Raw genomic sequence first — 25,636 nt, 5'->3', positions numbered from 1 at the left:
ACGGTTACCGGCACGTGTCAGTACCTCGAACGGCTTCCGATTCGAAAAAATGTGGCGCAGGACACAACTCCAGGCCGGCACGGCGAAGGGCCGCCCCGCGGGACGGCCCTTCGCACACCACCCGTTCGAATTAGCCGCGCTGCGAGCGGTTGACGGCGCTGATCATGGCCTTCAGCGAGGCCAGCACGGTGTTGCCGTCGATGCCCACGCCCCACAGCACCTTGCCGTCCACCGCGCACTCCACGTACGCGGCGGCCTGGGCGTCGCCGCCCTCGCTCAGCGCGTGCTCGGCGTAGTCCAGGACGCGCACGTCCACGCCGATCCGGGCCAGCGCGTCGGCGAAGGCCGAGACCGGGCCGTTGCCGGTACCGGTCAGGGTGGTCGGGACGCCGTCCACCAGGGCCTCGGCGGTCAGCGCGTCCCGGCCGTCCTCGGTGGTCAGGGTGCGCGAACCGCTCAGCGAGATCCGGCCCCACGGGTTGTCGGTGGTCGGCAGGTACTCGTCCTCGAAGACCCGCCAGATCTCGGCCGGGCTGACCTCGCCGCCCTCGGCGTCGGTCTTGGCCTGGATGATCCGGGAGAACTCGATCTGCATCCGGCGCGGCAGGTCCAGCTTGTGGTCGTTCTTCAGCACGTACGCCACGCCGCCCTTGCCGGACTGGCTGTTGACCCGGATGACCGCCTCGTAGGTGCGGCCGACGTCCTTCGGGTCGATCGGCAGGTACGGCACGCCCCAGGTGTGCTCGTGCACCGGTACGCCCGCGGCCCTGGCGTCCGCCTCCAGGACGTCGAAGCCCTTCTTGATGGCGTCCTGGTGCGAGCCGGAGAAGGAGGTGTACACCAGGTCGCCGGCGTACGGGTGGCGCGGGTGCACCTCCATCTGGTTGCAGTACTCGGCGGTGCGGCGCACCTCGTCGATGTCGGAGAAGTCGATCTGCGGGTCGATGCCCTGCGAGAACAGGTTCATCCCCAGCGTCACCAGGTCGACGTTGCCGGTCCGCTCGCCCTGGCCGAACAGGCAGCCCTCGATGCGGTCGGCACCCGCCATGTAGGACAGCTCGGCGGAGGCGACGGCGGTGCCGCGGTCGTTGTGCGGGTGCACCGACAGGCAGACGAACTCGCGGCGGGACAGGTGGCGCGACATCCACTCGAACTGGTCGGCCTGGACGTTCGGGGTGGCCCGCTCGACGGTGGCGGGCAGGTTCAGGATGATCTCGCGGCCCTCGCCCGGCTGCCAGACGTCCATGACCGCCTCGCAGACCTCCAGCGCGAAGTCCAGCTCGGTGTCGACGAAGATCTCCGGCGAGTACTGGTACCCGAAGACGGTGTCGTCGCCCAGCAGCTTCTCCGCGTACTCCATCACCAGCCGGGTGCCCTCGGTGGCGATCGCCCTGGTGGCCGCCCTGTCGTTGCGGAACACCACCCGGCGGAACAGCGGCGCGGTCGCGTTGTACAGGTGGACGGTCGCCCGCGGGGCGCCGACCAGCGACTCCACGGTCTTCTCGATCAGTTCCTCGCGGGCCTGCGTCAGCACCGAGATGGTGACGTCCTCGGGGATCGCCCCCTCCTCGATCAGCGAGCGCACGAAGGCGTGGTCGGTGGCCCCGGAGGAGGGGAAGCCGACCTCGATCTCCTTGTAGCCCATCTTCACCAGCAGGTCGAACATCATGCGCTTGCGGGCCGGCGACATCGGGTCGATCAGCGCCTGGTTGCCGTCCCGCAGATCGGTGGAGAGCCAGCGCGGCGCCTTGGTGATCACCTTCTCCGGCCAGCTGCGGTCCGCCAGGTCGACGGTGCCGAACGGCAGGTAGCGCCCGTGACGCATGCCCGAGGGCCGCTGGCGCACCGAGGCGGCGGTGATCGGGGTGGGGCGGTCGACGAAGGGACGGCCGGCGGGAACGGACGCGGCGGAGTTCTGCTCGGTCATGGAGGTGACTCGGCTTCCTGTGATGCGTGGTGCGGGCGGGTCGGGAGGGGTCAACACCTGGTCGACACCGACTGGCCGGCCTCGGCTGCCGCTCGCGATACACCATTGGATCGCCGATCGCGCGCACAGCTCGTTCCCCGCGGCGAGGGTGCCGGCCCGGTGGACTACAGGCCCTCGACGCGGCAGCTAAGAAGAAGCAGCCCGTTGCGCATGATGGCCCCAGCGTAACCCAGCGCCGCGCGCCCCCGAAGTGATCCGGGCTTCCGTTCCACCCCTTGAGACGTCGACCGGTCATGCCGAAGGTGGTGACAACCGGTCATCGAGGCCTCACCCTGGGCCACATGACTGCAGCAGTACCGATCTGCACGATCGTCCCGCCGTACGTCCTGGACCGCCTCGCCGAGGCCGGTCACGAGCCCGCCGTCCACTCCCTGGCCCTCGACGCGGCGCACCGCGCGGCCCGGCTCTCCCCGCCCCCGCCCGTCGCCGCCGTCCCGGGCCTCAACCGGGTGATCTACGACGCCGGACACGGCCGGCGGCTGCCCGGGCGCAGCGTGCGCACCGAGGGCCGCGGCGCGTCCTCCGACAGCTCCGTCAACCACGCCTACGACGGCCTCGGTGCCACCTTCGCGCTCTACGCCGACGTCTTCGGCCGGCACTCGATCGACGACCGGAACCTGCGGCTGGACGCCAGCGTCCACTACGACCGCAACTACGACAACGCCTTCTGGAACGGCCACCAGATGGTGTTCGGCGACGGCGACAACGTGGTGTTCGGCGACTTCACCGCCTGCATCGACGTCATCGGCCACGAACTCACCCACGGCGTCACCCAGTTCACCGCCGGGCTGGACTACCAGGACCAGCCCGGCGCGCTCAACGAGTCGGTCTCCGACGTCTTCGGCTCGCTGGTCAAGCAGTACTCGCTGCACCAGAGCGCCGCCGACGCCGACTGGCTGATCGGCGCCGGGCTGCTCGCCCCGGGCGTGCAGGGCGTGGCGCTGCGCTCGATGAAGGCGCCCGGCACCGCCTACGACGACCCGCAGCTGGGCAAGGACCCGCAGCCCGCGCACATGCGGGACTACGTGAACACCTCCCAGGACAACGGCGGGGTGCACATCAACTCCGGCATCCCCAACCACGCGTTCTACCTGCTGGCCACCGCGCTCGGCGGCTCGGCCTGGGAGCGCGCGGGGCGGATCTGGTACGACGCGCTGACCGGGCGCACGCTGCCCGCCGACGCCGACTTCACCGCCTTCGCCCGGGCCACCGTGGCCGCCGCCAAGGCCCGCTACCCCGACGACCGGTCGGTCGTGGACACCGTCACGGCCTCCTGGGCGCAGGTCGGGGTCAGCCCGGGGTGACCCTCCGGGGACGCGGCCCGCGGGGCTCGCCCGGAGCCCCAGGAGCCCGTCCGGGCCCGTCCGGAGCCACCGGAGCGCGCTTGAAGGGTGGTTGAGAGCGGGTTGAGGCGGGCTTAAGGTCACGGTCCGGGAAAAGCCCGGCAAACCCCCTCCCTGCGTAGCACCATGGACACCATGCGTATCCAGGTGACCCGGACCGGCGGTTTCGCGGGGCTCGTCCGCCAGGCGGAGATCGACACCGCCGACCGCACGGACGCCCCGCACGTGCACGCGCTCGCCCGCGAGGCCGTCGCGGGCGGGCTGCGCGCGCCCTCGTACGGGGTGCCGGACGGCTTCCACTACGAGATCACCGTCGACGGCCGGTCGGTGTACTGCGCCGACCCGAAGCTCACCGACTCGCAGCGCGAGCTGATCTCCCTGGTGCTGCGCGAGGGCGCGTAGCACCGGGGTCGCGCGGCAGGGCCCGCCGAACGCGGGGGACCCGGCGGCCCGGGAGGGTCAGAGCCAGCCGTCGAGCGCGGCCAGGAAGCCGGCCGGGTCGTCCCGGTGGACGGTGTGGCCCGTACCGGGCACGGTGCGCACCTCGAAGCCCCGGGCGCGCAGCGCCCGGGCGCTGGACGCGTCCACCAGCAGGCTGCGGTCGGCCAGCACCGCCAGCGAGGGCACCGCCGGCCCGGTCGGCAGGTCCGAGCGCTGGTCGGCCAGGGCCCACGCCGAGTCCTCGTCCCAGGCCGCCGCGGCGGCGAGTTCGGCGTCCACGTCGTCCGGCTCCCAGCTCGGGCTGAGCGCGACGATCTGCTCCCGGGTGAGGTGCCTCAGCTCCGCCATCACCCGCGGGTCCATCCCGGTCTGGGCGAACCGCCAGGCCGGGTCGACGTACACCGCGCGGGCCGGCTCCAGCCGTTCGACCGCGCCCGCCAGCGCGATGCCGCCCAGCGAGTGGCCGATCGCGAGCTCGACGCCGGTCGGCAGGTTCTCCACCAGGTCGTCGGAGTACGCCTCCAGGGGGTAGCGCTCCAGCGGGCTCCCGCCGGTGCCGCGCGGGCTGCGCCCGTGCCCGCGCAGGTCCACCCCGAGCACCCGGTAGCCCCGCTCGGCCAGCGCCGGACCGATCAGCCGCCAGGTGCGGTGGTCGGACATGATGCCGTGCACCAGCACGGCCAGCCGGTCCCCACCGCCCCACTCCCGGGTGTGCAACTTCATCGCGCTGTGCCCCTTCTGACGTCGCGTACGGCCGGACCACGACGAGGGCCCGCCCGGACGCACAACGTCCGAACGGGCCCCGGGCCTCCCGGTGGCTCGAACCCGCCGGTCCGGAGCCCGGACTCAGAAGCCGAGCTTGCGCAGCTGCTTGGGGTCGCGCTGCCAGTCCTTGGCGACCTTGACGTGCAGGTCCAGGTAGACCGGCGTGCCGAGCAGCGCCTCGATGTGCTTGCGGGCGGTGGTGCCGACGTGCTTGAGCCGCGAGCCCTTCGCGCCGATCACGATCGCCTTCTGGCTCTGCCGCTCGATGTAGACGTTGGCGTGGATGTCCAGCAGCGGGCGGTCCGCCGGACGGCCCTCGCGCGGCAGCATCTCCTCGACCACCACGGCCAGCGAGTGCGGCAGTTCGTCGCGCACGCCCTCCAGTGCGGCCTCGCGGATCAGCTCGGCGACCATGATCTGCTCGGGCTCGTCGGTGAGGTCGCCCTCCGGGTAGAGCTGGTCGCCCTCCGGCAGCAGCTTGGTGAGAAGGTCGGCGACCAGTTCCACCTGCTTGTCGCCCACGGCGGAGACCGGGATGATCTCGGCCCACTCGAAGCCCAGCTCGATGCCGAGCTGGTGGATGGCGATCAGCTGCTCGGCCAGGCGCTTGGAGTCGACCAGGTCGGTCTTGGTGACGATGGCGACCTTCGGGGTCTTCTTGATCCCGGCGATCTCCTTGGCGATGAACTTGTCGCCGGGGCCGATCTTCTGGTCGGCGGGCAGGCAGAAGCCGATCACGTCGACCTCGGCCCAGGTGGTGCGGACCAGGTCGTTGAGGCGTTCGCCGAGCAGGGTGCGCGGCTTGTGCAGGCCGGGGGTGTCGACCAGGACGAGCTGGGCGTCCGGGCGGTGCACGATGCCGCGCACGGTGTGCCGGGTGGTCTGCGGGCGGTCGGAGGTGATCGCGACCTTCGTCCCCACCAGGGCGTTGGTCAGGGTCGACTTGCCCGCGTTGGGCCGGCCGACGAAGCACGCGAACCCGGAGCGGTACGAGGAGGAAGGGGCATTCATGGGCTCCATTCTCCCTGATCACCGGAGCCCCGCCGTCCGGGCCCACCCCCGGGGGTGTTCGGGGGCGCGTTCAGCCCTTCTTCCCGCCCTTCCCGCCCTTGCCGTCGGTGGGGATCAGCGAGACCACCACCAGCACCAGCAGGAAGCCGAGCGAGCCGAAGAGCCAGAGCTCCGACTTGGTCTCCTGCCACTTGCCCAGCCCCATCACGAACAGCAGCAGCCCGGCGAAGAACGCCACCGCCCCCATGCCCCAGCCCCCTCAGCGCATCCACTCCCCCGGTGAGATTATCTGCCGGGCGCGGACCGGGACCATGCCCCTCGACCCGGCCGCCGAAGGCCCGGGGCACGGGCCCCCGGCGGCCCCGCCCAGGCCTCCCACCGGGCCCCGCCGGGCCTCAGCGCGCCTCGGCGGACACCCGCAGCGCCCCGTCCGGCCCGGCCAGCAGCACCGGCGTCCCGGCCCCGCCCAGGTCCCGTACGGCCGCCAGGTCAGCCTCGGCCGGCTGCTCCGCCTCGCTCACCACGGCCGCCGCCTCCAGCGACCTGGCGCCGCTGGCCACCGCCATCGCCACCGCCGCCTGGAGGGCGCTCAGCCGCAGCGACTCCAGCGCGACCGTCCCGGCCACGTAGGTGCGTCCGGTCTCGTCACGCACCGCGGCCCCCTCGGCGACGCCGTTGCGGGCACGGGCCGAGCGGGCCAGGGTGATGATCTTCTTGTCTTCGGGGTCGAGCTCGACGATGTCACTCATGCCGCCGAGCATAGGCACCCGGCGGCGCTCAGTGGCCGACCGGGTGGGTCGGCCCCGGGTTCGGGTGCAGGACCTTGACGAAGGTCTTCGGCCCGGACGGCTGCGGCTCCTCGTGCTCGATGCGCTCGCGCCAGAACGGGTTGTCGTGCGGCAGGTGGCTGCTCACCCGGCCGTACATGCCAAAGGTCGTCAGGACGATCCCGAAGATGAACGCGAACAGCACGTTCGACATCCGGAAGTTGAGGATGTTCGCCTCCGGCCGCTCCAGCACCGTCAGGCCGTAGAAACCGGACAGGACGAACAGCACGCCCACCGCCATGTTGAGGTTGGACGCGAAGTTCCCGCCGATCACCGCCCCCACCAGCAGGACCGCGCCCGCCACGATGGACAGGATGCTCAGCGCCCCGTTCGTCGACAGCCCGGTGACCTGGTCACCGTGGGTGGACAGGAACCCGGGGTGGTCGGCCAGCCCCAGGCACCCGAACACGATCAGGAAGATCCCCCCGGCCCCCGCCCCGATCCGCCACACCATGGCGAGACGGCGGTCGACGGGCTTCAGCGTGTCTTGCAGCTTCATGGCGACCTCCAGAGCTCGGCCATGGTCTAGCTGTAGGGATGGAGCTTCTCCATGTGCGGGGTCTCGTGCATGTAGAGCGAGCCGCACTGCTGGCAGCAGCGCAACCCGGTGCCCCACTCCTCCTCGGGCCGCGTCTCGGCGTCGTCGGGCATGTCCCGGCCGCAGAGCGCCACCGACAGGTCCTCGTCCCGCACCACGTGCCAGGACTTGACTCCGCCGGCCGCCCCCTGCGGGCCGTACTCCGCGCGAAGTTTGTGCGTCATGCCCTCCATGGTCGCTCGGCGACCGCCCGCCCGCTACTCGCCCGCCGGGGCCTCGGCGCCCTCGGTGCGGCGGACGGGGGCGGCGACCATGGAGCCGATCCGGTTGCGGCGGCCGGCCGAGGACTCGGCGGTCAGCAGGATGCCGGTCAGGCCGCCCCCGACCGGCTCGGGCAGCGGGATCTCGCAGGACGAGCCGGGGATCGGCACCCGGCCCAGGTGCTTGGCCAGCAGGCCGCCGACGGTCTCGACGTCCTCGTCCTCCAGCTCGCTGCCGAACAGCTCGCCCAGGTCCTCCACCAGCAGCCGGGCGGTGATCCGGTACGAGCCGTCGCCGAGGTCCTCCACCGGGGCGATCTCCCGGTCGTACTCGTCGGTGATCTCGCCGACGATCTCCTCCAGGATGTCCTCGATGGTGACCAGCCCGGCCGTGCCGCCGTACTCGTCGATCACGATCGCCACGTGCGAGCGGCGCTGCTGCATCTCGCGCAGCAGGTCGCCGGCCGGCTTGGAGTCGGGGACGAAGACGGCCGGGCGCATCACCGCGCCGACCTCCTCGGACTCCGCGTCCCGGTTGATGTGGGTGCGCCGCACCAGGTCCTTGAGGTAGACGATGCCGACCACGTCGTCCTCGTTGTCGCCGACCACCGGGATGCGCGAGAAGCCGGAGCGCAGCGCCAGGGTGAGCGCCTGCCGGACGGTCTTGTGCCGCTCGATCATCACCAGGTCGGTGCGCGGCACCATCACCTCGCGCACGATGGTGTCGCCCAGCTCGAAGACCGAGTGCACCATCCGGCGCTCCTCGTCCTCGATCAGGTCGTCCTTCCCGGCGAGGTCCACCAGGGCCCGCAGCTCCGCCTCCGAGGCGAACGGACCCTCCCGGTAGCCCTTGCCCGGGGTCAGCGCGTTGCCGAGCAGGATCAGCAGCCGCGGGATCGGGCCCAGCACCGCGGCCAGCGGCAGCAGCACGAAGGAGGCCGCGGTCGCGGTGGTGATCGGGTGCTGGCGCCCGATCGTGCGCGGCGAGACCCCCACCGCGACGAAGGACACCAGCACCATCACGCCGAACGCCAGCAGCACGGCCTGCCAGGTCGGGCTGACGTTGCGCACGCACACCACGGTGACCAGGACGGCCGCCGCCATCTCGCTGGCCACCCGGATCAGGGTGGCCAGGTTGAGGTAGCGGATCGGGTCGGAGGCGACGGTCAGCAGCCGCGCGGAGCCGCGCCGGCCGCTGCGCACCGCCTCCTCCGCCCGGAACCGGGAGACCCGGGAGATGCCCGCCTCGGCGCACGCGGCCAGCCAGCCGAGCACGACGAGCAGCACGGCACCGAGGATGAAGCTCGTACTCTCACCACTCACAGGGGTTCGGGCTCCGCGCTCAGTGGGTGGTGGGGGCCGGGGAGATGCCGCCGAGGCCGCGGCCCGCCCGCCAGTCGTCCAGGATGCGCTTCTGGAGGGCGAACATCTCCTCCTCTTCCTCCGGCTCCTCGTGGTCGTAGCCGAGGACGTGCAGCACCCCGTGCACGGTGAGCAGTTGCAGCTCCTCGTCCATCGAGTGCTTGGAGGGAGCGGCCTGGCCCTGCTGCTCGGCGACCTCGGGGCAGAGCACGATGTCGCCGAGCAGGCCCTGCGGCAGCTCGTCGCCCTCCTTGCCGGGACGCAGCTCGTCCATCGGGAAGGACATCACGTCGGTGGGCCCGGGCAGGTCCATCCACTGGATGTGCAGCTCCTCCATCGCCGCACTGTCCACCAGGATCACGGACAGTTCTGACTGCGGGTGGATCCGCATCTTGTCCAGGGCGAAGCGGGCGACGTCGAGGATGGACTCCTCGTCGGCTTCCCAACCGGACTCGTTGGCGATGTCGATCGACATGACGGGCTGTGTGCTCAGCTTTCGGTGCGATGGGACTGTCGGGGAGCGCGGGGCGCGGTGGCCTTGCCGGGGCGCCGCTGGGCGGGCTTGCGGGGAGCCGGGGAGCCGTCCTCGGCCTCCTGCCGGGCGTCCCAGCGCTCGTAGGCGTCCACGATCCGGCCGACCAGCTTGTGGCGGACCACGTCGGTGCTGGTGAGGACGGAGAAGTGGATGTCGGGCACGTCGGCCAGGATCTCCTGGACGACCTTGAGTCCGCTGCGGGTGCCGCCCGGGAGGTCGATCTGGCTGGTGTCGCCGGTGACCACCACCCGGGAGTTGAACCCGAGACGGGTGAGGAACATCTTCATCTGCTCGGGCGAGGTGTTCTGGGCCTCGTCGAGGATGATGAAGGCGTCGTTGAGGGTGCGGCCGCGCATGTACGCGAGCGGGGCGACCTCGATGGTGCCGGCCGCCATCAGGCGCGGGATGGAGTCCGGGTCCATCATGTCGTGCAGCGCGTCGTACAGCGGGCGCAGGTACGGGTCGATCTTCTCGTAGAGGGTGCCGGGCAGGAAGCCCAGCCGCTCCCCCGCCTCGACCGCCGGGCGGGTCAGGATGATCCGGTTGACCTCCTTGGCCTGGAGGGCCTGGACGGCCTTGGCCATCGCCAGGTAGGTCTTGCCGGTGCCGGCCGGGCCGAGGCCGAAGACGATCGTGTGCTTGTCGATCGCGTCGACGTAGCGCTGCTGGTTGAGGGTCTTCGGGCGGATCGTGCGGCCCCGGTTGGACAGGATGTTCGCGGTGAACACCTGGGAGGGCGCCGGGCTGTCCGGGTCCTGTTCCTGGCTGCGGAGCATGGCGATGGAGCGCTCCACGGAGTCCTCCGTCAGGGGCTGGCCGGTGCGCAGCACCAGCATCATCTCGTTGAAGAGCCGCTGCACGAGGGCGACCTCGGCCCGGGCTCCGGTGGCGGTCACCTCGTTGCCGCGGACGTGGATGTCGGCGGCGGGGAAGCCCTGCTCGATCACGCGCAGCAGCGAGTCCGCGGTGCCGAGCAGGGTGACCATCGGGTGCTTCTCGGGGATGACGATCCGGGCGCTGACGCGGCCGTCGCCGGCCGGTTCGGTGCGCGACTGTCCGTTGGTACGGGTCTGCGATGTGTCACTCATAGGTCGGCGCTGGGGCCTGCCTCATCCCATCCGTGGTCTCGGGTGCCGCTCGGTGTCTCCGGGGCACCAGGGTACGCCGCGAGCGTGATCGCCGTGGCGGGCGGCGGGGCCGCACCCGACGATGCTGCGGCAGATCGGAGGCCGATGCGAGCGTATTTTTCCCGCCGGCCGCGGCTCGGCGTTCCCGGGCCGGTCACGACGGGCGGCGGGCCGGGACGGGCACCCGGTCGAGGTCGGCGGCCAGCACCAGTTCCCCGTCGAAGTGCTTGCGGGCGTCGGCCAGGTGCTGGCCGAGGTCCGGGTAGCGCTGCGAGAAGTGGGTCAGCACCAGGGTGCGCACCCCGGCCTCGGCGGCGACCTTGGCGGCCTGCCCGGCGGTGAGGTGGCCGTGCTCCTCCGCGAGGCGGGCGTCGGCGTCGGTGAACGTCGCCTCGACGACCAGCAGGTCGGCGCCCTCGGCGAGGGTGTGCACGCCCTCGCACAGGCGGGTGTCCATCACGAAGGCGAACTTCTGGCCCGGCCGCGGCTCGCTGACCTCGCCCAGCGTGACGGTGCGGCCGTCCACCTCGATCGCGCCCTCGTGCTGGAGCCGGCCGACCGCCGGGCCGCGCACGCCGAGCGCGGCGAGCCGCTGCGGCACCAGCCGGCGGCCGTCCGGCTCGGACAGCCGGTAGCCGAAGGACTCCACCGGGTGGTCCAGCCGGACGGCGTCCAGCGCGAAGCGGGCGCCGGGCGCGGGCAGCGGACCGGGCTCGTCGATCGGGCGGGGCCGCAGCACGGCCGTCTCGTGGTAGGCGGTGGAGTGCCGCAGCCGCTCGAAGTAGACCTCGCCAGAGGCCGGGAAGTAGACGTCGACGGGGTGCGGGACCCGGTCGAGGTTGATCCGCTGGATCACCCCGGCGAGGCCCAGGCAGTGGTCCCCGTGGAAGTGGGTGACGGCGATCCGGGTGATCTGGGTGGCCGTGACCCCGGCGTGCAGCATCTGGCGCTGGGTGCCCTCACCGGGGTCGAACAGCAGGCCCTCGCCGTCCCAGCGCAGCAGGTAGCCGTTGTGGTTGCGGTGCCGGGTGGGCACCTGGCTGGCGGTGCCGAGGACGACGAGTTCGCGCTGGGACACCTGCGGTCAGACCATGCTCTCGGTCATCTTCGCCCCGCCGAGCACGTGGACGTGCGCGTGGAAGACGGTCTGTCCGGCGCCCGCACCGGTGTTGAAGATCAGCCGGTAGTCCTCGATGCCCTCGTCCCTGGCCACCGCGCCCGCCTCGGCGAGCAGTTCGCCGGCGATCTCCGGCTCGGCGGCGGCCAGCGCGGCCGCGTTCGGGTAGTGCGCGTGCGGGACCACCAGCACGTGCACGGGCGCCTTGGGGGCGATGTCGCGGAAGGCGAGGGTGCGCTCGGTCTTGCGCACCACGGTCGCCGGGATCTCGCCCGCCACGATCTTGCAGAACAGGCAGTCGGGCTGCGGCTCGCCGGCCATGGTTCCCTCCTCGGGATCGGTACGTCGGGTGGTGGGGCCGTACGGGCGCAGCCTAGCCGAGCGGGGCGACGGCCTGCTGGTACTCCTGGAGGTGCTTCCAGCGCACCGAGCGCATGCCGACGACGTCGCCCTCGTCCGTGTCGAAGTCCTCGGTGAGGAAGGAGACCGCGAGGATGACGAAACCGATCAGCCAGCGCCTGGTGAGCCGCCAGGTGTTGGGCCGCATCACGCCCTTGCGGCGCACCACCCGCATCGCCATGACCCCCTTGCCGACGCTGAAGCCGGTCAGCCGGGCGAGCACCACCTGGTTGAGGAAGGACGCGGCCAGGCCGACGGCCAGCAGCGCCACGAAGTAGGGCACCACCGGTCCGCTCTGCACGGCGTGGCCGGCCGCGTGCCCGGTCCTCGGGCGGCTCGCGGCGTTGGCGGCGACGAAGCCGAGGCCGATCGCGAACAGCCAGTCCAGCACGATCGCCAGGAACCGCCGGCCGCCGCCCGCCTCCTTGGGGCAGGGCGGCAGCGCCCGCCGCGGCTGCTCGCTCCGCGGGTAGGGGTCCGGGTACGGCTGCGGGTACGCCTGCGGGGCGTGTCCCTGCGGCGGGTACGGCTGCGCCGGCGGCTGCTGGTACGGCTGTGCCGGCGGGTACGGCTGCGGCGCGGCGTACCCCTGCGGCGGGTACGGCTGCGGCGGGTACGGCTGCGCCGGCGGCTGCTGGTAGGGCTGCGCCGGCGGATGGGGCTGCGGCTGCTGTGCGTAAGGATTCTGGCCGTACTGCGGCGGCGGGTAGCCCTGCGCCATGTGGTTCCCCCGTGAGCTGTGGATCAAGAAACAGCCCCGCATCCTACCCACGCCCCCGCACCCCGGAGCGGGAAGCCGGCCGGCACGGCCTCCCGCTCCGAGGGCGGCGCCCCGCTACCGCCAGGGCAGCGGCGGCGCCGTACGGGCCGGGGTCTCGGCGAGCCGCTCCAGGGCGAGCCGGACGCCCTCGGCCAGCTGGGGGTCCTCGCCGGCCGCCCAGTGGTGCGGGGCGAACGGCACCTCGACGTCCGGGTCGACGCCGTGGTTCTCCAGGCCCCAGCCGTAGTTCTCCAGCCAGAGCGCGTACTTGGGCTGGGTGACCAGGGTGCCGTCGACCAGCCGGTAGCGGCTGTCGATGCCGATCACCCCGCCCCAGGTGCGGGTGCCGACCACCGGGCCGATGCCGAGCGCCTGGACGGCGGCGTTGACCACGTCGCCGTCCGAGCCGGTGAACTCGTCGGCGAGCGCGACCACCGGACCGCGCGGGGCGTCCGCCGGGTAGGGCACCGGGTGGTCGGTGTCCCGGATGACGTCCCAGCCGATGATCCGGCGGGCCAGCTTCTCGATCACCAGCTGCGAGGTGTGGCCGCCCCGGTTCCCCCGGACGTCGACGACCAGGCCCTCCCTGGCCATCTCGCTGCTCAGGTCGCGGTGCAGCTGGGCCCAGCCGGCCGTCTGCATGTCGGGCAGGTGCAGGTAGCCCAGCCGCCCGCCGGACAGCTCCCGCACCGCGGCCCGCCGCCCGGCCACCCAGTCGTGGTAGCGCAGCGCCTCCTCGTCGGCGAGCGGGACGACCACCGGGTGGCGCCGGTCGGTGCCGTCCTTCCCGGCCACGGTCAGCTCGACCGGCTGGCCCGCCGTGCCGGCCAGCAGCGGGGCCGGGCCGGTGACCGGGTCCACCGGGCGGCCGTTGACGGCCAGCACCGCGTCGCCCGGGCGGACCGCCGCGCCGGGCGCGGCCAGCGGCGAGCGGGCCCTGGGGTCGGAGGACTCCCCGGGCAGGATCCGGGCGATCCGCCACCGCTCGCCGTCCCGGACCAGGTCGGCGCCGAGCAGGCCCTGGCGCCGGGCGGGCTCGGTGTACCGGCCGTAGGGCATCACGTAGGCGTGCGAGGTGCCCAGTTCGCCGTGCACCTCCCAGAGCAGGTCGACCAGTTCGTCGTGCGAGCCGACCCGCTCGACCAGCGGCCGGTAGCGCTCCAGCACCCCGTCCCAGTCGACGCCTGAGAGGTCGGGGCGCCAGAAGTTGTCCCGCATCAGCCGGCCGTTCTCGGCGTACATCTGCCGCCACTCGGCGGCCGGGTCGACGGTCACCCGCAGCCGGGCGAGGTCGACGGTGGTCTCCTCGTCGTCGCCGCCCTTGTGGTCGGCCGGGACGACCCGCAGCTCGCCCTCGTCCAGCACGGCCGCCCGGGTGCCGTCCGCGCTGACCGAGAAGCCGTCCAGGCCGTGCACCAGCTGCTCGACCCGGCGCTTCCTCAGGTCGAAGCGCTCCAGCACCGGGCGGGGCCGGTCGTCGTCCAACGAGGCGGCCTCGTCGCCGAGTTCGCCCATCAGCGGGGCCCTGGTCCAGAGCACGCCGTCCTTGGCGGCGGCCAGGTCCTCGAAGCGACCGCCCTCGACCGGGAAGGGGACGATCCGGTCGGCGATGCCGTCCAGGTCCACCCTGGTCACCGGCGCGGCGTCGGCCGCCGCCTCCTCGCCGTCCGCCTTCCGGGCCTTCGGCTCGTCCTCCTCCCCGCCGAGCGGGCGCCCGGCCCGCTGCGGCCCGAACGGGGAGGGCGTGTCGGCGGCCAGCGTGACCAGGTAGGGGCGGCAGCCGTTCGGGAAGGACAGGTCGAAGACGTGCGCGTCGTAGACCGGGTCGAAGTTGCGCACCGACAGGAAGGCCAGGTAGCGCCCGTCCGCGGTGAAGGAGGGCGAGGTGTCCACGAAGCGCGGCTGGGTGACCTCGCCGACCGTCCGGGTGGCCAGGTTGGCCAGCACGATCTGGCGCAGCGAGTGGGGGCCCATCCCGCGCACCGGGCGCGACCAGGCCAGCCAGGCCGAGTCCGGGCTGAAGGCCGGCCCGCCGGCCTCTCCGTCGGCGCTGCGGTCCAGCTCGTGCACGGCGCCGTCGGCCAGCGAGACCAGCAGCACCCGGCCGTCGTGCACGCCGAGCGCGGCCTGCTTGCCGTCCGGGGAGACCACCAGCGAGTTGACCCGGCCGAGCTGCCCGGCGGCCAGCCGGCGGCGCTCGGCGCCGTGCAGGTCGGGGGCGAACTCCAGGGCGTCCTCGCCCTCGGCGTCGGACACCCACAGCACGCCCTGGGCGCCGTCCTCGCCCGGCACCACCCGGACCAGCCGCCCGCGCACGCCCGGGGTCTCGTCCAGCACCCGGGCCGGGCCCTCGCGGTGGGTCAGCCAGTGCACGCTGCCGCGCACCACCACGGCGCTGCCCCGGCCGGTGCGGTCGGGGGCGACGGAGTCCAGCCAGTGCGCGGCGGGCACCGGGCGGGGGCGGCGCCCGGCCCGCGGACCGGCGAGGCGGACGTCCAGCCGGCGCGGCTCGGCGCCGTCCAGGTCGTCCAGCAGCCAGAGGTCGCCGGCCCGGTGGAGGACCACCCGGGTGCCGTCGGTGGTGGCGCCGCGGGCGTAGAAGCCGTCCGGGTCGGCGGTGTGGCGGCGCAGGTCGGTGCCGTCCGGGCCGCTGGACCACAGCTCGCCGACGCCCTCGTGGTCGGACAGGAAGGCGATCCGGCCGTCCCGCCCGCCCGGCCCGGCCACCCACAGCGGGGAGTCCAACTGCCCGTCCAGCTCCGCGTGGACGCGGACGAACTCGTCCCGGCCCAGCCACAGCTTGCCGGCCCGCCCGCCCCGGTACCGCTTCCACCAGGCCGGGTCGCGACCGTTGACGCTGCTCAGCAGCACCCGGTCCCCGCCCGGCTCGAAGGCGAGCCCGCCGACCGGCCCGTACGGCAGCCGCTGCGGCTCGCCGCCGTCCAGCGGCACGGCGTGCGCCCAGGTGCGGCGGAAACTGGCCTCGCCCGCGGCGGTGGCGGCGATCGGGCGGCCGTCGGCGGTCCAGCCGAGCACCCGGGTCTGGTGGCTGCCCCAGTGGGTGAGCCGACGCGACGGGCCGCCGTCCACCGGCACCACGTGCACCTCGGGCGCGCCGTCCCGGGTGGAGGTGAAGGCGAGGTGCCGCCCGTCCGGGGAGAACCTCGGGTGGTGGACCGGCAGGTGGTCCGCCGTCAGCCGCCAGGCCCGGCCGCCGTCCAGCGGGGCGAGCCAGAGGTCGTCCTCGGCGACGAAGGCGACCAGGTCGCCGTGCAGGTGGGGATGGCGCAGGTAGGCGCCCGCCGAGCTGTTCGAGGAGGTGCTCAGGGAGTCCGTCACCCGGCCAGCCTAAGCAGGTGCGCGTACGATCCGCGCCGTTTTTCCCAGACTTCCGGCGCCGCCCGCGGAGGGCTGTTAGGCCCTCCCGGGAACCGCCCCGCAGGCCGCCCCGGCCGCCTGCACGGCCGCCATCACGGCAGCTGTCACGGCCGCCGTCACGACCAGCGGCCGGTGCGCCCGAGCAGCAGCGCGCCGGCGGCCACCCCGGCGGTCGAGGTGCGCAGCACCGAGGAGCCCAGCCGGTACGGCTTGGCGCCCGCCTCGGCGAAGGCGGCCAGCTCCTCCGGGGAGACCCCGCCCTCGGGGCCGACCACCAGCACGATGTCCCCGCCCTCCGGCAGCCCGGCGTGCGCCAGCGGCTCGGCGCCCTCCTCGTGCAGCACGGCGGCGAACGCGGCCCGCGCCAGCACCGGCGCCAGCTGCCGGGTGGTCATCGGCTCGCGGACCTCGGGGAAGCGCAGCCGGCGGGACTGCTTGCCCGCCTCCCGGGCGGTGGCCCGCCACTTGGCGAGCGCCTTGGCGCCGCGCTCGCCCTTCCACTGGGTGATGCAGCGCGAGGCGGACCACGGGACCACCACGTCCACGCCGACCTCGGTCATCGTCTCCACGGCCAGCTCGCCGCGGTCGCCCTTGGGCAGCGCCTGGACGACCACGATCCGCGGCGCGGGCTCCGGCTCCCGGCGCACGGCGGCGACCGTCACGTCGATCGCGTCCTTGCCGAGCACCTCGGCGACCGTGCCGTCCACCCCGAGTCCCAGCCCGTCGGCCAGGGTGACCGCCTCGCCCGGCTCCAGCCGCTTCACCGCGGCCGCGTGCCGCCCCTCCGGGCCGTCCAGGCGCACCACGGCCCCGGGCACGGCGGCGGCGATCCGCTCGGTCTCGACGACGAAGACGGGCGCGGTCATGACGGGGGAACCTCCAGGAGTGGGACGGGAACACGGAAGGGGTGCCGGGATCCCCCGGCACCCCTCCGCGGACGACTACCGGCCGTTGAAGGCGTCCTTCAGGCGGGAGAACAGGCCCTGCTGGCCCGGCGCGAACTGGCCGGACGGCTGCTCCTCGCCGCGCAGCACCGCGAGGCGGCGCAGCAGCTCCTCCTGCTCGGCGTCGAGCTTGGTGGGCGTCTTCACCTCGACGTGCACTATCAGGTCGCCCCGGCCGCCGCCGCGCAGGTGGGTGATGCCCCGGCCGTGCAGCGGGATCGACTGGCCGGACTGGGTGCCGGGCCGGATGTCGACCTCCTCCAGGCCGTCCAGGGTCTGCAGCGGCACCCGGGTGCCGAGCGAGGCCGCCGTCATCGGGATGGTGACGGTGCAGTGCAGGTCGTCCCCGCGCCGCTGGAAGATGGCGTGGGTGGTCTCGGCGATCTCGACGTACAGGTCGCCGGCCGGGCCGCCGCCGGGGCCGACCTCGCCCTCGCCGGCCAGCTGGATCCGGGTGCCGTTGTCGACCCCGGCCGGGATCTTGACGGTCAGGGTGCGGCGGGCGCGCACGCGGCCGTCGCCGGCGCACTCCGGGCACGGGGTCGGCACGACGGTGCCGAAGCCCTGGCACTGCGGGCAGGGGCGGGAGGTCATGACCTGGCCCAGGAAGGACCGGGTGACCTGGGAGACCTCGCCCTTGCCCCGGCACATGTCACAGGTCTGCGCCGAGGTGCCGGGGGCCGCGCCCTCGCCGCTGCAGGTGGTGCAGGTGACGGCGGTGTCGACCTGGAGTTCCTTGGTGGTGCCGAACGCGGCCTCCTCCAGGGTGATCTCCAGCCGGATCATGGCGTCCTGGCCGCGGCGGGTGCGCGAGCGCGGGCCGCGCTGGCCGGCCGCGGCGCCGAAGAAGGCGTCCATGATGTCGGAGAAGCCGAAGCCCGCCGCGCCGGCACCGAAGCCGCCGGCACCGCCGCCGCCCGGGGACAGCGGGTCCCCGCCGAGGTCGTAGACCTGACGCTTCTGCGGGTCGGAGAGCACCTCGTAGGCGGCGTTGATCTCCTTGAACCGCTCCTGCGTCTTCGGGTCCGGGTTGACGTCCGGGTGCAGTTCGCGTGCCAGGCGCCGGAACGCCTTCTTGATCTCGTCCTGCCCCGCATCCCGTCGGACGCCGAGTACCGCGTAGTAGTCCGTGGCCACCAAATGCTCCGCTTGTTCCGCCTGTAGTAGTGCTGCGACTGGACGCCACCGTTAAAAATTTTAACGGTGGCTCTTGCTAGGACTCTGCCAGGATCTGGCCCACGTACCGTGCCACCGCTCGCACCGCCCCCATTGTGCCGGGGTAGTCCATCCGGGTCGGACCGATCACACCCAGTTTCGCCACGCTCTCGTCGCCCGAACCGTAGCCGACCGAAACGATCGAGGTGGAATTCAGCCCTTCATAGGCGTTCTCCCGCCCGATCCGGACCGTCATCGCGGCGTCCGCGGTCTCACCCAGGAGGCGGAGCAGGATGACCTGCTCCTCCAGGGCCTCCAGCACCGGCTGGATGGTGAGCGGGAAGTCGTGCCCGAAGCGGGTCAGGTTGGCCGTGCCGGCCAGCATGATCCGCTCCTCGTTCTGCTCGGCGAGCGTCTCGAACAGGGTCGCCAGGACCGTGCTGACCGTCGGCCGGTCGGCCTGCTCGAACAGCGCCGGCAGCTCCTCCAGCAGCCCCGGGACCTCCGGGAGGCGCCGGCCGGCGGCTCTCGCGTTGATCCGGGCCCGCAGGTCCGCCAGCACCGTCTCGCCGACCGAGCCCGGGCAGTCGACCATCCGCTGCTCGACCCGGCCGGTGTTGGTGATCAGTACCAGCATCACCTTGGCCGGGGCCAGCGCCACCAGCTCGATGTGCCGGACGGTGGAGCGCGTCAGCGAGGGGTACTGCACCACCGCGACCTGCCGGGTCAGCTGGGCGAGCAGCCGCACGGTGCGGGCGACCACGTCGTCCAGGTCGACCGCGCCGTCCAGGAAGTGCCGGATGGCCCGGCGCTCGGGGGCGCTCATCGGCTTGATCTCGGCGAGCTTGTCGACGAAGAGGCGGTACCCCTTGTCGGTCGGGATGCGGCCGGCACTGGTGTGCGGCTGGTGGATGTAGCCCTCCTCCTCCAGCGCCGCCATGTCGTTGCGGACGGTCGCCGGCGAGACCCCGAGGTTGTGCCGTTCCACCAGGGCCTTGGAGCCGACCGGCTCCTCGGTGCCCACGTAGTCCTGCACGATCGCGCGGAGTACGGCGAGCTTGCGTTCGTCCAGCTGGCGGACCTCACCGGCCATGGGGCACGCACCTCCGTCTTCGCACGTTGTCCGACTGTGTCCCTCGCTGCTGCGGGCCGCTCCGAGAGGCCCCCGGTCTTGGCACTCTGAACGTACGAGTGCCAGAACCGTACCTGCCAGTGTAAGGCCCGGGTCCTACGGCAGGAACGGCCCGAGGGGCGTGATCCTCCCCGCAGTTCCGGACACGGCCCGCGGGGCCCCGGCGGTTCGATCCTCCCGGCACCGGGGTGGTGCCGGGAGGCCGTCCGGGTGGCAGCATCGAAAGCGACGGCGAACGGAGGAGCAAGCGATGTCGAGCTCGGGCCAGCACACCCGTTTCGCGCCCGACCGCGGCCTGACCGGCCGCATGGTCGCGACGATGTTCGTGATCGGGTTGCTGTACGTCGGTTTCACCGGCCTGCTGATCGCGCTGCTGCGCGGCGCCTGGCCACTGATCGTCCTGATCTCCGGCGGGCTGTTCGTGGCCCAGTTCTGGTTCAGCGACAAGATCACCGAACGGGCGATGGGCGCCCGCCAGGTGTCCCCGGAACAGTTCCCCCAACTCCACGGCACCGTCGACCGGCTCTGCGCCCTGGCCGACATGCCCAAACCTCGGGTGGCGGTCGCCGACAACGACATGCCGAACGCCTTCGCCACCGGCCGCAACCCGCAGAACGCGGTGATCTGCGTGACCACCGGACTGCTGCGCCGGCTCGAACCGGAGGAGCTGGAGGGAGTCCTCGCGCACGAGCTGTCGCACGTCGCCCACCGGGACGTCGCGGTGATGACGATCGCCGGGTTCCTCGGCGTCCTCGCCGGGGCGATGACCCGGATCGCCGTGTACGGCGGGTTCATGGGCGGCGGGCGCAACAACAACGACCAGAACGCCGCCATCCTGGCGCTGATCATCCCGCTGGTGTCGATCGTCGTCTACGCGATCAGCTTCCTGCTCACCCGGCTGCTCTCCCGCTACCGAGAACTGGCCGCCGACCGGGCCGCCGCCCAGCTCACCGGCCGGCCCAGCGCCCTGGCCTCGGCGCTCACCAAGGTGACCGGGCAGATCGCGGCCATCCCCAGCAAGGACCTGCGCCAGGCGCAGCCGTACAACGCCTTCTACTTCGCCCCCGCGCTGAGCGCCCGGGAGGCCGCCTCGCAGCTGTTCTCCACCCACCCCAGCCTGGAGAAGCGGCTGGAGCAGCTGGCGAGGATCTCCGAGCAGCTCGGCCACTGAACCCGCCGAGCCCCTGACGCGAAAGGACCGCCGTGGGAATCCTGGACACCCTGTTCGGCCGCACCAAGCCCGTCAAGCCCGACCTCGACCAGCTGTTCGGCGTGCCGTCCGCCGCGCTCACCCTGGAGGCCGGGGCCGGGTTCACCCCCACCGGGCTCGGCTCGGTCTGCTTCGCGGCCGTCGAGGGCGCGGCCTTCGTCCAGGTCGAGCAGCAGGTCCGGGCCCTGCTGGACGCCGACACCGAGCGCGGCGGCGTCCCGGTGGAGGCCTCCAAGGACGACTACGGCTACTCCTGGCTGCTCGCCCGGCACCGGCCCGAGGAACTGCCGGAGCTGGTCAACGACCTGCACGCGGTCAACAGCGAGCTGGAGGCGAACGGCTTCGGGCCGCAGCTGCTCTGCTCGCTGGTCGGCTTCCGCGATCCGCAGGGGCGGTCGCTGGCCCTGGTCTACCTCTACAAGCGCGGCACGTTCTACCCCTTCGCCCCGATGCCCGGCGGCGGGGAGAAGCGCAACAGCCCGCTGGAACTGCAGGTCAACGCGATGCTGGGGAACGACCTGCGGCTGGAGAAGGACCTGAGCCGCTGGTTCCCGGTCTGGGGCGCGCCGGGCCTCTGACACACCGTCCGCCGTCCCTATGATCACCCGTATGCGCAGCCGCCAGTACGGACCCGACCTGACCCCGCCGTGGAAGAACCAGCAGCCCGCCCCGGAGGTACCCGCCGAGCGGGACCTGGTGGTCGAGGAGGCGGCGACCGGCTTCTGCGGGGCGGTGGTGCGCTGCGAGAAGACCGCCGAGGGGTTCACCGTCACCCTGGAGGACCGGTTCGGCAAGCACCGGGTGTTCCCGCTGGTGCCGCGCGGCTTCCTGCTGGAGGGCCGGGCGGTCACCCTGGTCCGCCCGGCCGGCCCGGCTCCCGCCCGGACGCCGGGCCGCACCGCCTCCGGCTCCGTCGCCGTCCCGAACGCCCGCGCCCGGGTCGCCCGCGAGTCCCGGATCTACGTCGAGGGCCGGCACGACGCCGAGCTGGTCGAGCGGGTCTGGGGCGACGACCTGCGGATCGAGGGCGTCGTCGTCGAGTACCTGCGCGGCATCGACGACCTGCCCGCGATCGTCGCCGACTTCGCCCCCGGCCCCGGCCGCCGCCTCGGCGTCCTGGTCGACCACCTGCTGCCGGGGACCAAGGAGCACCGCATCGCCGCCCAGGTCACCGGCGACTCGGTGCTGGTCGTCGGCCACCCCTACATCGACATCTGGCAGGCCGTGAAGCCCTCCAGCGTGGGCATCCCCGGCTGGCCCGCCGTCCCGCGGGGCGAGGACTGGAAGGAGGGCACCTGCCGCCGCCTCGGCTGGCCGGTGGACACCCCGGCGGCCTGGAAGCACATCCTGTCGAAGGTGAACAGCTACAAGGACCTGGAGCCCGAACTGCTGGGCCGGGTGGAGGAGTTGATCGACTTCACGGCCCTGCCGGGTCAGGAGTAGGTCCGGAACTCCGAGGTGTCCAGCGTGATGTCGAGCAGATCCAGCGGAATCGACTCGCCGAACTTCGCGGTCCGCTCAACCGCGTAGTCCGGCAGCCCGGAGGCCGCCGCTCGACTCGGCTCGGTGAGCAGCACACAGACACCCTTGATCGGGTCGACAATCAGATATGCGGGAATCTGGCCCTCTGCATAGAGCTCCCGCTTGGTCCGGTAGTCGCGAAGCACGCTGGTCTTCGAAACCACCTCGACCGCCAGGGTGACCGCAAGCGCGGGCAACAGCCGACCGCTCTCCTCCGCAGCCCCCCGCTCAAACACGACCAGGTCCGGCTGCGGCTCACTGGCCTCGCGGGGAAAGGCCACATCCTGCGTGGTCAGTGCATTCCACCGGGTGTACGGCGTCTGGTGCTGGATGGCCCGGATGATGAGGTTGTGGACCATGTCAGGCCCGGCCATCATCACGATTTCCCCCCTGATGAGTTCGGCCTTGACGCCTTCCGGCACCTCCAGGTTCTCGAAGATCCCGGTCATCCGATCACCGATGGCGGTCATCGCACGTTCCCTCCGACGGCTGACACCCACGTTAACGAATGTCAGTCGACCAGGTCACGTACAACCGCGTCGGCCAACAGCCGTCCCTGCAAGGTCAGTGCGGCGCGGCCCCGCTCGTAGGGCCCGGCGGCGAGGAGGCCGTCGGCGAGGTGCCGGTCCGCCGCCTTGCGGCCGGTGTCGGTGAGCAGGTCCAGGGGGATGCCGTCGACCAGGCGCAGCTCCAGGAGGATCCGCTCGACGCGGCGGTCCTCCTCGGCCAGCACCTCGCGCGCCAGCGCCGGGGTGCGCTGCTCGGCGAGGGCCTGCGCGTAGGCGGCGGGGTGCTTGGCGTTCCACCAGCGGACGCCGCCGACGTGGCTGTGGGCGCCGGGGCCTGCGCCCCACCAGTCGGCGCCGGTCCAGTACAGCTCGTTGTGGCGGCAGCGGCCCTCGGGGGCGGTGGCCCAGTTGGAGACCTCGTACCAGGAGTAGCCGGCGGCGGCGAGCGCCTCCTCGGCGATCAGGTAGCGGTCGGCGTGCACGTCGTCGTCGATCATCGGCAGTTCGCCGCGCTTGACCCGGGCGGCGAGCCGGGTGCCCTCCTCGACGATCAGCGAGTACGCGGAGACGTGGTCGGGCCCGGCGCCGATGGCGGCGTCCAGGGAGGCCCGCCAGTCGTCGTCGGACTCGCCGGGGGTGCCGTAGATGAGGTCGAGGTTGACGTGCTCGAAGCCGGCCGCGCGGGCCTCGGCCACGCAGGCCTCGGGGCGGCCCGGGGTGTGGTGGCGGTCGAGCAGCTTCAGGACGTGCGGGCGGGCGCTCTGCATGCCGAAGGAGAGCCGGTTGTAGCCGCCCTCGCGCAGTTCGGCCAGGTACGCCGGGTCGACCGACTCCGGGTTGGCCTCGGTGGTGACCTCGGCGTCCTCGGCGAGCCCGAACTCCTCGCGGATCGCGGCGAGCATCTTCACCAGGTCGCGGGCGGGCAGCAGGGTCGGGGTGCCGCCGCCGAGGAAGACGGTCCGCACCGGGAGGTCCGTGTCCCCCAGCACCTTCCGGGCGAGGCGGATCTCGGCGACCACGTTGTCCGCGTACGTGTCCTGCGAGGCGACCGCCCCGGAGGAGCGCAGCTCGGTGGCGGTGTAGGTGTTGAAGTCGCAGTAGCCGCAGCGGCTGGCGCAGTACGGAACGTGCAGGTAGAAGCCGAACGGCCGGTCGCCCAGCCCGTCGAGGGCGTGCGCGGGCAGGGAACCGTCGGACGGCACCGGATCGCCGTCGGGGAGTGCGGAGGGCATGAGCCCATTGTCCCGTACGGCGCACCCGTTCGGGTGAGCCGTACGGGGCGGGGCGGCTCAGGCCTCGTTGGCGCCCGCGTACATGGCCGCCACGGCGTCCGCGTAGGTCCGCTCGACCACCGGGCGCTTGATCTTCAGGCTCGGGGTGAGCTCGCCGTGCTCGATGTCCAGGTCGCGCGGCAGCAGGTGGAACTTCTTGATCGTCTGCCAGCGCTGGAGGTCGGCGTTGACCCGCTTGACGAAGCCCTCGATCAGCTGGTGCACGGCCGGCTCGGCGGCCAGTTCGGCGTAGCTCTTGCCGGCCAGGCCGCGCTCGGCGGCCCACGGCAGGAGGACCGCCTCGTCCAGGCCGATCAGCGCGGTGCAGAAGTTGCGGCCGTTGCCGATCACCAGGATGTTGCTGACGAACGGGCAGACCGCCTTGAACTTGCCCTCGACCTCGCTGGGCGCCACGTACTTGCCGCCGGAGGTCTTGAACAGGTCCTTCTTGCGGTCGGTGATCCGCAGGAAGCCGTCCGGGGTGAGCTCGCCGATGTCCTCGGTGTGGAACCAGCCGTCCGACTCCAGCACCTCGGCGGTCTTCTCCGGCAGGTTGTGGTAGCCGCGCATGACGCCCGGGCCGCGCAGCAGGATCTCGCCGTCCTCGGCGATCCGCACCTCGGTGCCGGGCAGCGGGCGGCCCACCGTGCCGATCCGCACGTCCTCCGCGCGGTTGACGCAGGAGCCGGCGCTGGTCTCGCTCAGGCCGTAGCCCTCCAGGATCGGCACGCCGGCGCCGATGAAGAAGTAGCCGATCTCCGGGGCGAGCGCGGCGCTGCCGGAGACCGCACCGCGCAGCCGGCCCCCGAAGGCCGCCCGGATCTTCGCGTACACCAGCTTGTCGGCGAGCGCGTGCTGCGCCCGCAGGCCCAGCGGGGCCGTCTCGGTGCCGGTGGCCACCCGGCTCTCCTGGACCGCCCGGGCGTGCTCGCGGGCGACCTTCGCCGCCCACAGGAAGATCTTGTACTTGGCGCCGCCCTCGGCCCGGGCCTTGCCCGCGATGCCGTTGTAGACCTTCTCGAAGATGCGCGGGGCCGAGGCCATGATGGTCGGCCGGATCACCGGCAGGTTGTGGATGATCCGGTCCACCCGGCCGTCCACCGCCATCACGTGCCCGGTGGCGATCTGCCCGGAGATCAGCGTCTTGCCGAACACGTGCGACAGCGGCAGCCACATGAACTGCACGTCGTCGGGGCCCAGCAGTCCGCTGGCCTCCTGCGCCCGGCCCTCGTACGCCCAGCAGTCGTGCACCAGGCGCACGCCCTTGGGGCGGCCGGTGGTGCCGGAGGTGTAGATGAGGGTGGCCAGCTGCTCCTTGTCGAGCCCGTCGACGGCCTTCTCCACCGCGTCCGGGTGCTCCGCCAGGTACCGGGCGCCGCGCTCCTCCAGCTCCGCGAGGGTGAGCAGCTCCAGGCCGGCGCTCTCGGGGGCCTCGGCGGGCGCGTCGAAGAGGATCACGGTGCGCAGCTCGGGCAGCTGGTCGAGCTGCTCGACGGCCTTGGCCAGCTGGGCCGCGTTCTCGGCGAACAGCGCCCGGGAGCCGGAGTCGGAGAGGATGAACGCCGTCTCGTCCGCGTTGGTGCTCGGGTAGACGGTGGTGATCGCGGCGCCCGCGCACATGGCGCCGAGGTCGGCGACGATCCATTCCAGCCGGGTCGAGGAGGCCAGGGCCACCCGGTCCTCGGGGTGGATGCCGAGTGCCATCAGGCCGGCGGCCACGGCCTTGACCCGGGTCGCGGTCTGCGCCCAGGTGAGCGAACGCCACTGCTCGGCGCCGGGCGCGCCGTCGGCGGCCTGCTCGTCCACGGGCGAGGGGTAGCGGTAGGCCTCGGCGTTCGGGGTCAGGGCGACCCGCTCCAGGAACAGGTGGGCGACGGAGGCCGGACGCCCGGCGACGAGGTCGGACCTGCCGGAGCCGATCAGGGACTGCGCGGAACTCAACGAGGACCTCCGGGGGCGGGTGGCCGTCTGGATTGTCGCGGCGTCCGTGGGGGCGGTCGCCGGGCCCCGGTTCACCTGAACGGTACCGGTCAGTAACAAAGGG

At 72.7% G+C, this 25,636-nt stretch carries 25 protein-coding genes; 5 read left to right on the top strand and 20 right to left on the bottom strand.

The features are described 5' to 3' along the window. Positions 1–130: 130 nt before the first annotated feature. Positions 131–1,927 (bottom strand): 2-isopropylmalate synthase, encoded by a 1,797-nt coding sequence (gene leuA / locus ACFWJ4_RS11970; protein ID WP_359903005.1) that lies wholly within the window; start codon positions 1,925–1,927, stop codon positions 131–133. Positions 1,928–2,268: 341 nt separating this feature from the next. Here leuA and ACFWJ4_RS11965 point away from each other — a divergent pair, with 341 nt between their 5' ends. Next, a complete protein-coding gene (locus ACFWJ4_RS11965; protein WP_380542319.1) occupies positions 2,269–3,291 on the top strand; it encodes a M4 family metallopeptidase in 1,023 nt (340 codons plus the stop codon). A gap of 174 nt (positions 3,292–3,465) precedes the next feature. After that, entirely contained in the window at positions 3,466–3,732 is a 267-nt protein-coding gene (locus ACFWJ4_RS11960; protein ID WP_359903011.1) for a protealysin inhibitor emfourin, read from the top strand. Positions 3,733–3,789: 57 nt separating this feature from the next. Here the strand turns inward: ACFWJ4_RS11960 and ACFWJ4_RS11955 are convergent, their stop codons facing one another. The 16 genes from ACFWJ4_RS11955 to hrcA form a co-directional block, all read right to left on the bottom strand. Beyond that, positions 3,790–4,494 (bottom strand): alpha/beta fold hydrolase, encoded by a 705-nt coding sequence (locus tag ACFWJ4_RS11955; RefSeq protein WP_380542316.1) that lies wholly within the window; start codon positions 4,492–4,494, stop codon positions 3,790–3,792. A gap of 123 nt (positions 4,495–4,617) precedes the next feature. Continuing rightward, positions 4,618–5,547, bottom strand: coding sequence for a GTPase Era (gene era / locus ACFWJ4_RS11950; RefSeq protein ID WP_316521324.1), 930 nt, complete (start codon positions 5,545–5,547; stop codon positions 4,618–4,620). 70 nt (positions 5,548–5,617) lie between these two features. Further along, positions 5,618–5,794 (bottom strand): hypothetical protein, encoded by a 177-nt coding sequence (locus ACFWJ4_RS11945; protein WP_380542313.1) that lies wholly within the window; start codon positions 5,792–5,794, stop codon positions 5,618–5,620. Between the two features lie 148 nt (positions 5,795–5,942). Further along, on the bottom strand, positions 5,943–6,296 hold the full coding sequence (locus tag ACFWJ4_RS11940) for a cytidine deaminase (protein WP_359903020.1): 354 nt from the start codon (positions 6,294–6,296) through the stop codon (positions 5,943–5,945). A 28-nt stretch (positions 6,297–6,324) separates the two neighbouring features. Continuing rightward, on the bottom strand, positions 6,325–6,873 hold the full coding sequence (locus ACFWJ4_RS11935) for a DUF4383 domain-containing protein (RefSeq protein ID WP_380542310.1): 549 nt from the start codon (positions 6,871–6,873) through the stop codon (positions 6,325–6,327). A gap of 26 nt (positions 6,874–6,899) precedes the next feature. Continuing rightward, positions 6,900–7,136, bottom strand: coding sequence for a hypothetical protein (locus ACFWJ4_RS11930; RefSeq protein ID WP_359903026.1), 237 nt, complete (start codon positions 7,134–7,136; stop codon positions 6,900–6,902). A 33-nt stretch (positions 7,137–7,169) separates the two neighbouring features. Next, on the bottom strand, positions 7,170–8,495 hold the full coding sequence (locus tag ACFWJ4_RS11925; protein ID WP_380542307.1) for a hemolysin family protein: 1,326 nt from the start codon (positions 8,493–8,495) through the stop codon (positions 7,170–7,172). Between the two features lie 19 nt (positions 8,496–8,514). Continuing rightward, the gene (ybeY, locus tag ACFWJ4_RS11920) at positions 8,515–9,009 is read right to left on the bottom strand and encodes an rRNA maturation RNase YbeY (RefSeq protein ID WP_380542304.1); all 495 of its coding nucleotides are present in this window, start codon (positions 9,007–9,009) and stop codon (positions 8,515–8,517) included. 14 nt (positions 9,010–9,023) lie between these two features. Continuing rightward, the gene (locus ACFWJ4_RS11915; protein ID WP_380542301.1) at positions 9,024–10,157 is read right to left on the bottom strand and encodes a PhoH family protein; all 1,134 of its coding nucleotides are present in this window, start codon (positions 10,155–10,157) and stop codon (positions 9,024–9,026) included. Between the two features lie 193 nt (positions 10,158–10,350). Beyond that, positions 10,351–11,274, bottom strand: coding sequence for a ribonuclease Z (locus tag ACFWJ4_RS11910; protein WP_359903035.1), 924 nt, complete (start codon positions 11,272–11,274; stop codon positions 10,351–10,353). Positions 11,275–11,280: 6 nt separating this feature from the next. Then, the gene (locus tag ACFWJ4_RS11905; protein ID WP_359903038.1) at positions 11,281–11,634 is read right to left on the bottom strand and encodes a histidine triad nucleotide-binding protein; all 354 of its coding nucleotides are present in this window, start codon (positions 11,632–11,634) and stop codon (positions 11,281–11,283) included. Between the two features lie 52 nt (positions 11,635–11,686). Continuing rightward, entirely contained in the window at positions 11,687–12,433 is a 747-nt protein-coding gene (locus tag ACFWJ4_RS11900; protein ID WP_380542298.1) for an RDD family protein, read from the bottom strand. Between the two features lie 114 nt (positions 12,434–12,547). Further along, positions 12,548–15,811, bottom strand: coding sequence for a PDZ domain-containing protein (locus ACFWJ4_RS11895; RefSeq protein WP_380542295.1), 3,264 nt, complete (start codon positions 15,809–15,811; stop codon positions 12,548–12,550). Between the two features lie 155 nt (positions 15,812–15,966). Continuing rightward, entirely contained in the window at positions 15,967–16,716 is a 750-nt protein-coding gene (locus tag ACFWJ4_RS11890) for a 16S rRNA (uracil(1498)-N(3))-methyltransferase (RefSeq protein WP_380542293.1), read from the bottom strand. 75 nt (positions 16,717–16,791) lie between these two features. Further along, positions 16,792–17,931, bottom strand: a complete 1,140-nt coding sequence (dnaJ, locus tag ACFWJ4_RS11885) for a molecular chaperone DnaJ (RefSeq protein ID WP_380542290.1) — start codon at positions 17,929–17,931, stop codon at positions 16,792–16,794. 76 nt (positions 17,932–18,007) lie between these two features. Next, positions 18,008–19,042, bottom strand: a complete 1,035-nt coding sequence (gene hrcA / locus ACFWJ4_RS11880; protein WP_359903053.1) for a heat-inducible transcriptional repressor HrcA — start codon at positions 19,040–19,042, stop codon at positions 18,008–18,010. 289 nt (positions 19,043–19,331) lie between these two features. On the opposite strand from hrcA, the gene htpX reads away from it, so the two are divergent. The 3 genes from htpX to ACFWJ4_RS11865 are packed head-to-tail and all read left to right on the top strand — an operon-like array spanning position 19,332 to position 21,734. Further along, positions 19,332–20,252, top strand: coding sequence for a zinc metalloprotease HtpX (htpX, locus tag ACFWJ4_RS11875; RefSeq protein ID WP_359903055.1), 921 nt, complete (start codon positions 19,332–19,334; stop codon positions 20,250–20,252). A 32-nt stretch (positions 20,253–20,284) separates the two neighbouring features. Then, positions 20,285–20,869, top strand: coding sequence for a hypothetical protein (locus ACFWJ4_RS11870; RefSeq protein WP_380542287.1), 585 nt, complete (start codon positions 20,285–20,287; stop codon positions 20,867–20,869). 31 nt (positions 20,870–20,900) lie between these two features. Next, positions 20,901–21,734: a DUF3097 domain-containing protein gene (locus ACFWJ4_RS11865; protein WP_380542284.1), complete on the top strand. Its 834-nt coding sequence runs from the start codon at positions 20,901–20,903 to the stop codon at positions 21,732–21,734. On the opposite strand, the gene ACFWJ4_RS11860 is transcribed toward ACFWJ4_RS11865, so the two are convergent. Genes ACFWJ4_RS11860 through ACFWJ4_RS11850 form a run of 3 tightly spaced genes read right to left on the bottom strand, consistent with a single transcriptional unit; the run spans position 21,725 to position 25,533 of the window. Next, positions 21,725–22,282: a Uma2 family endonuclease gene (locus ACFWJ4_RS11860; RefSeq protein ID WP_380542281.1), complete on the bottom strand. Its 558-nt coding sequence runs from the start codon at positions 22,280–22,282 to the stop codon at positions 21,725–21,727. The two genes, ACFWJ4_RS11865 and ACFWJ4_RS11860, sit on opposite strands and share 10 nt — an antisense overlap. A 41-nt stretch (positions 22,283–22,323) precedes the next feature. Next, positions 22,324–23,553, bottom strand: coding sequence for a radical SAM family heme chaperone HemW (hemW, locus tag ACFWJ4_RS11855; RefSeq protein ID WP_380542278.1), 1,230 nt, complete (start codon positions 23,551–23,553; stop codon positions 22,324–22,326). Positions 23,554–23,610: 57 nt separating this feature from the next. Then, complete coding sequence (locus ACFWJ4_RS11850) at positions 23,611–25,533, bottom strand: AMP-dependent synthetase/ligase (RefSeq protein ID WP_380542275.1); 1,923 nt, start codon at positions 25,531–25,533, stop codon at positions 23,611–23,613. Between the last annotated feature and the right edge of the window lie 103 nt (positions 25,534–25,636).

Origin of the sequence: Kitasatospora sp. NPDC127067 (genome assembly GCF_042724755.1) — a bacterium.
Classification (GTDB): Bacteria; Actinomycetota; Actinomycetes; order Streptomycetales; family Streptomycetaceae; genus Kitasatospora; species Kitasatospora lactacystinica.
The sequence above is the reverse complement of the archived record's forward strand: the minus strand, read 5'-3'. Positions and strand labels throughout refer to the sequence as shown.

Coding starts and splice junctions, on each gene's coding strand:
- htpX (WP_359903055.1), top strand. CDS start 19,332: ATGTCGAGCTCGGGCCAGCACACCCGTTTCGCGCCCGACCGCGGCCTG.
- ACFWJ4_RS11865 (WP_380542284.1), top strand. CDS start 20,901: ATGCGCAGCCGCCAGTACGGACCCGACCTGACCCCGCCGTGGAAGAAC.
- ACFWJ4_RS11860 (WP_380542281.1), bottom strand. CDS start 22,282: ATGACCGCCATCGGTGATCGGATGACCGGGATCTTCGAGAACCTGGAG.
- ACFWJ4_RS11930 (WP_359903026.1), bottom strand. CDS start 7,136: ATGACGCACAAACTTCGCGCGGAGTACGGCCCGCAGGGGGCGGCCGGC.
- ACFWJ4_RS11890 (WP_380542293.1), bottom strand. CDS start 16,716: ATGACCGCGCCCGTCTTCGTCGTCGAGACCGAGCGGATCGCCGCCGCC.
- hrcA (WP_359903053.1), bottom strand. CDS start 19,042: ATGGCCGGTGAGGTCCGCCAGCTGGACGAACGCAAGCTCGCCGTACTC.
- ACFWJ4_RS11905 (WP_359903038.1), bottom strand. CDS start 11,634: ATGGCCGGCGAGCCGCAGCCCGACTGCCTGTTCTGCAAGATCGTGGCG.
- ACFWJ4_RS11935 (WP_380542310.1), bottom strand. CDS start 6,873: ATGAAGCTGCAAGACACGCTGAAGCCCGTCGACCGCCGTCTCGCCATG.
- ACFWJ4_RS11940 (WP_359903020.1), bottom strand. CDS start 6,296: ATGAGTGACATCGTCGAGCTCGACCCCGAAGACAAGAAGATCATCACC.
- leuA (WP_359903005.1), bottom strand. CDS start 1,927: ATGACCGAGCAGAACTCCGCCGCGTCCGTTCCCGCCGGCCGTCCCTTC.
- ybeY (WP_380542304.1), bottom strand. CDS start 9,009: ATGTCGATCGACATCGCCAACGAGTCCGGTTGGGAAGCCGACGAGGAG.
- ACFWJ4_RS11955 (WP_380542316.1), bottom strand. CDS start 4,494: ATGAAGTTGCACACCCGGGAGTGGGGCGGTGGGGACCGGCTGGCCGTG.
- ACFWJ4_RS11915 (WP_380542301.1), bottom strand. CDS start 10,157: ATGAGTGACACATCGCAGACCCGTACCAACGGACAGTCGCGCACCGAA.
- era (WP_316521324.1), bottom strand. CDS start 5,547: ATGAATGCCCCTTCCTCCTCGTACCGCTCCGGGTTCGCGTGCTTCGTC.
- hemW (WP_380542278.1), bottom strand. CDS start 23,553: ATGCCCTCCGCACTCCCCGACGGCGATCCGGTGCCGTCCGACGGTTCC.
- ACFWJ4_RS11965 (WP_380542319.1), top strand. CDS start 2,269: ATGACTGCAGCAGTACCGATCTGCACGATCGTCCCGCCGTACGTCCTG.
- ACFWJ4_RS11945 (WP_380542313.1), bottom strand. CDS start 5,794: ATGGGGGCGGTGGCGTTCTTCGCCGGGCTGCTGCTGTTCGTGATGGGG.
- ACFWJ4_RS11960 (WP_359903011.1), top strand. CDS start 3,466: ATGCGTATCCAGGTGACCCGGACCGGCGGTTTCGCGGGGCTCGTCCGC.
- ACFWJ4_RS11900 (WP_380542298.1), bottom strand. CDS start 12,433: ATGGCGCAGGGCTACCCGCCGCCGCAGTACGGCCAGAATCCTTACGCA.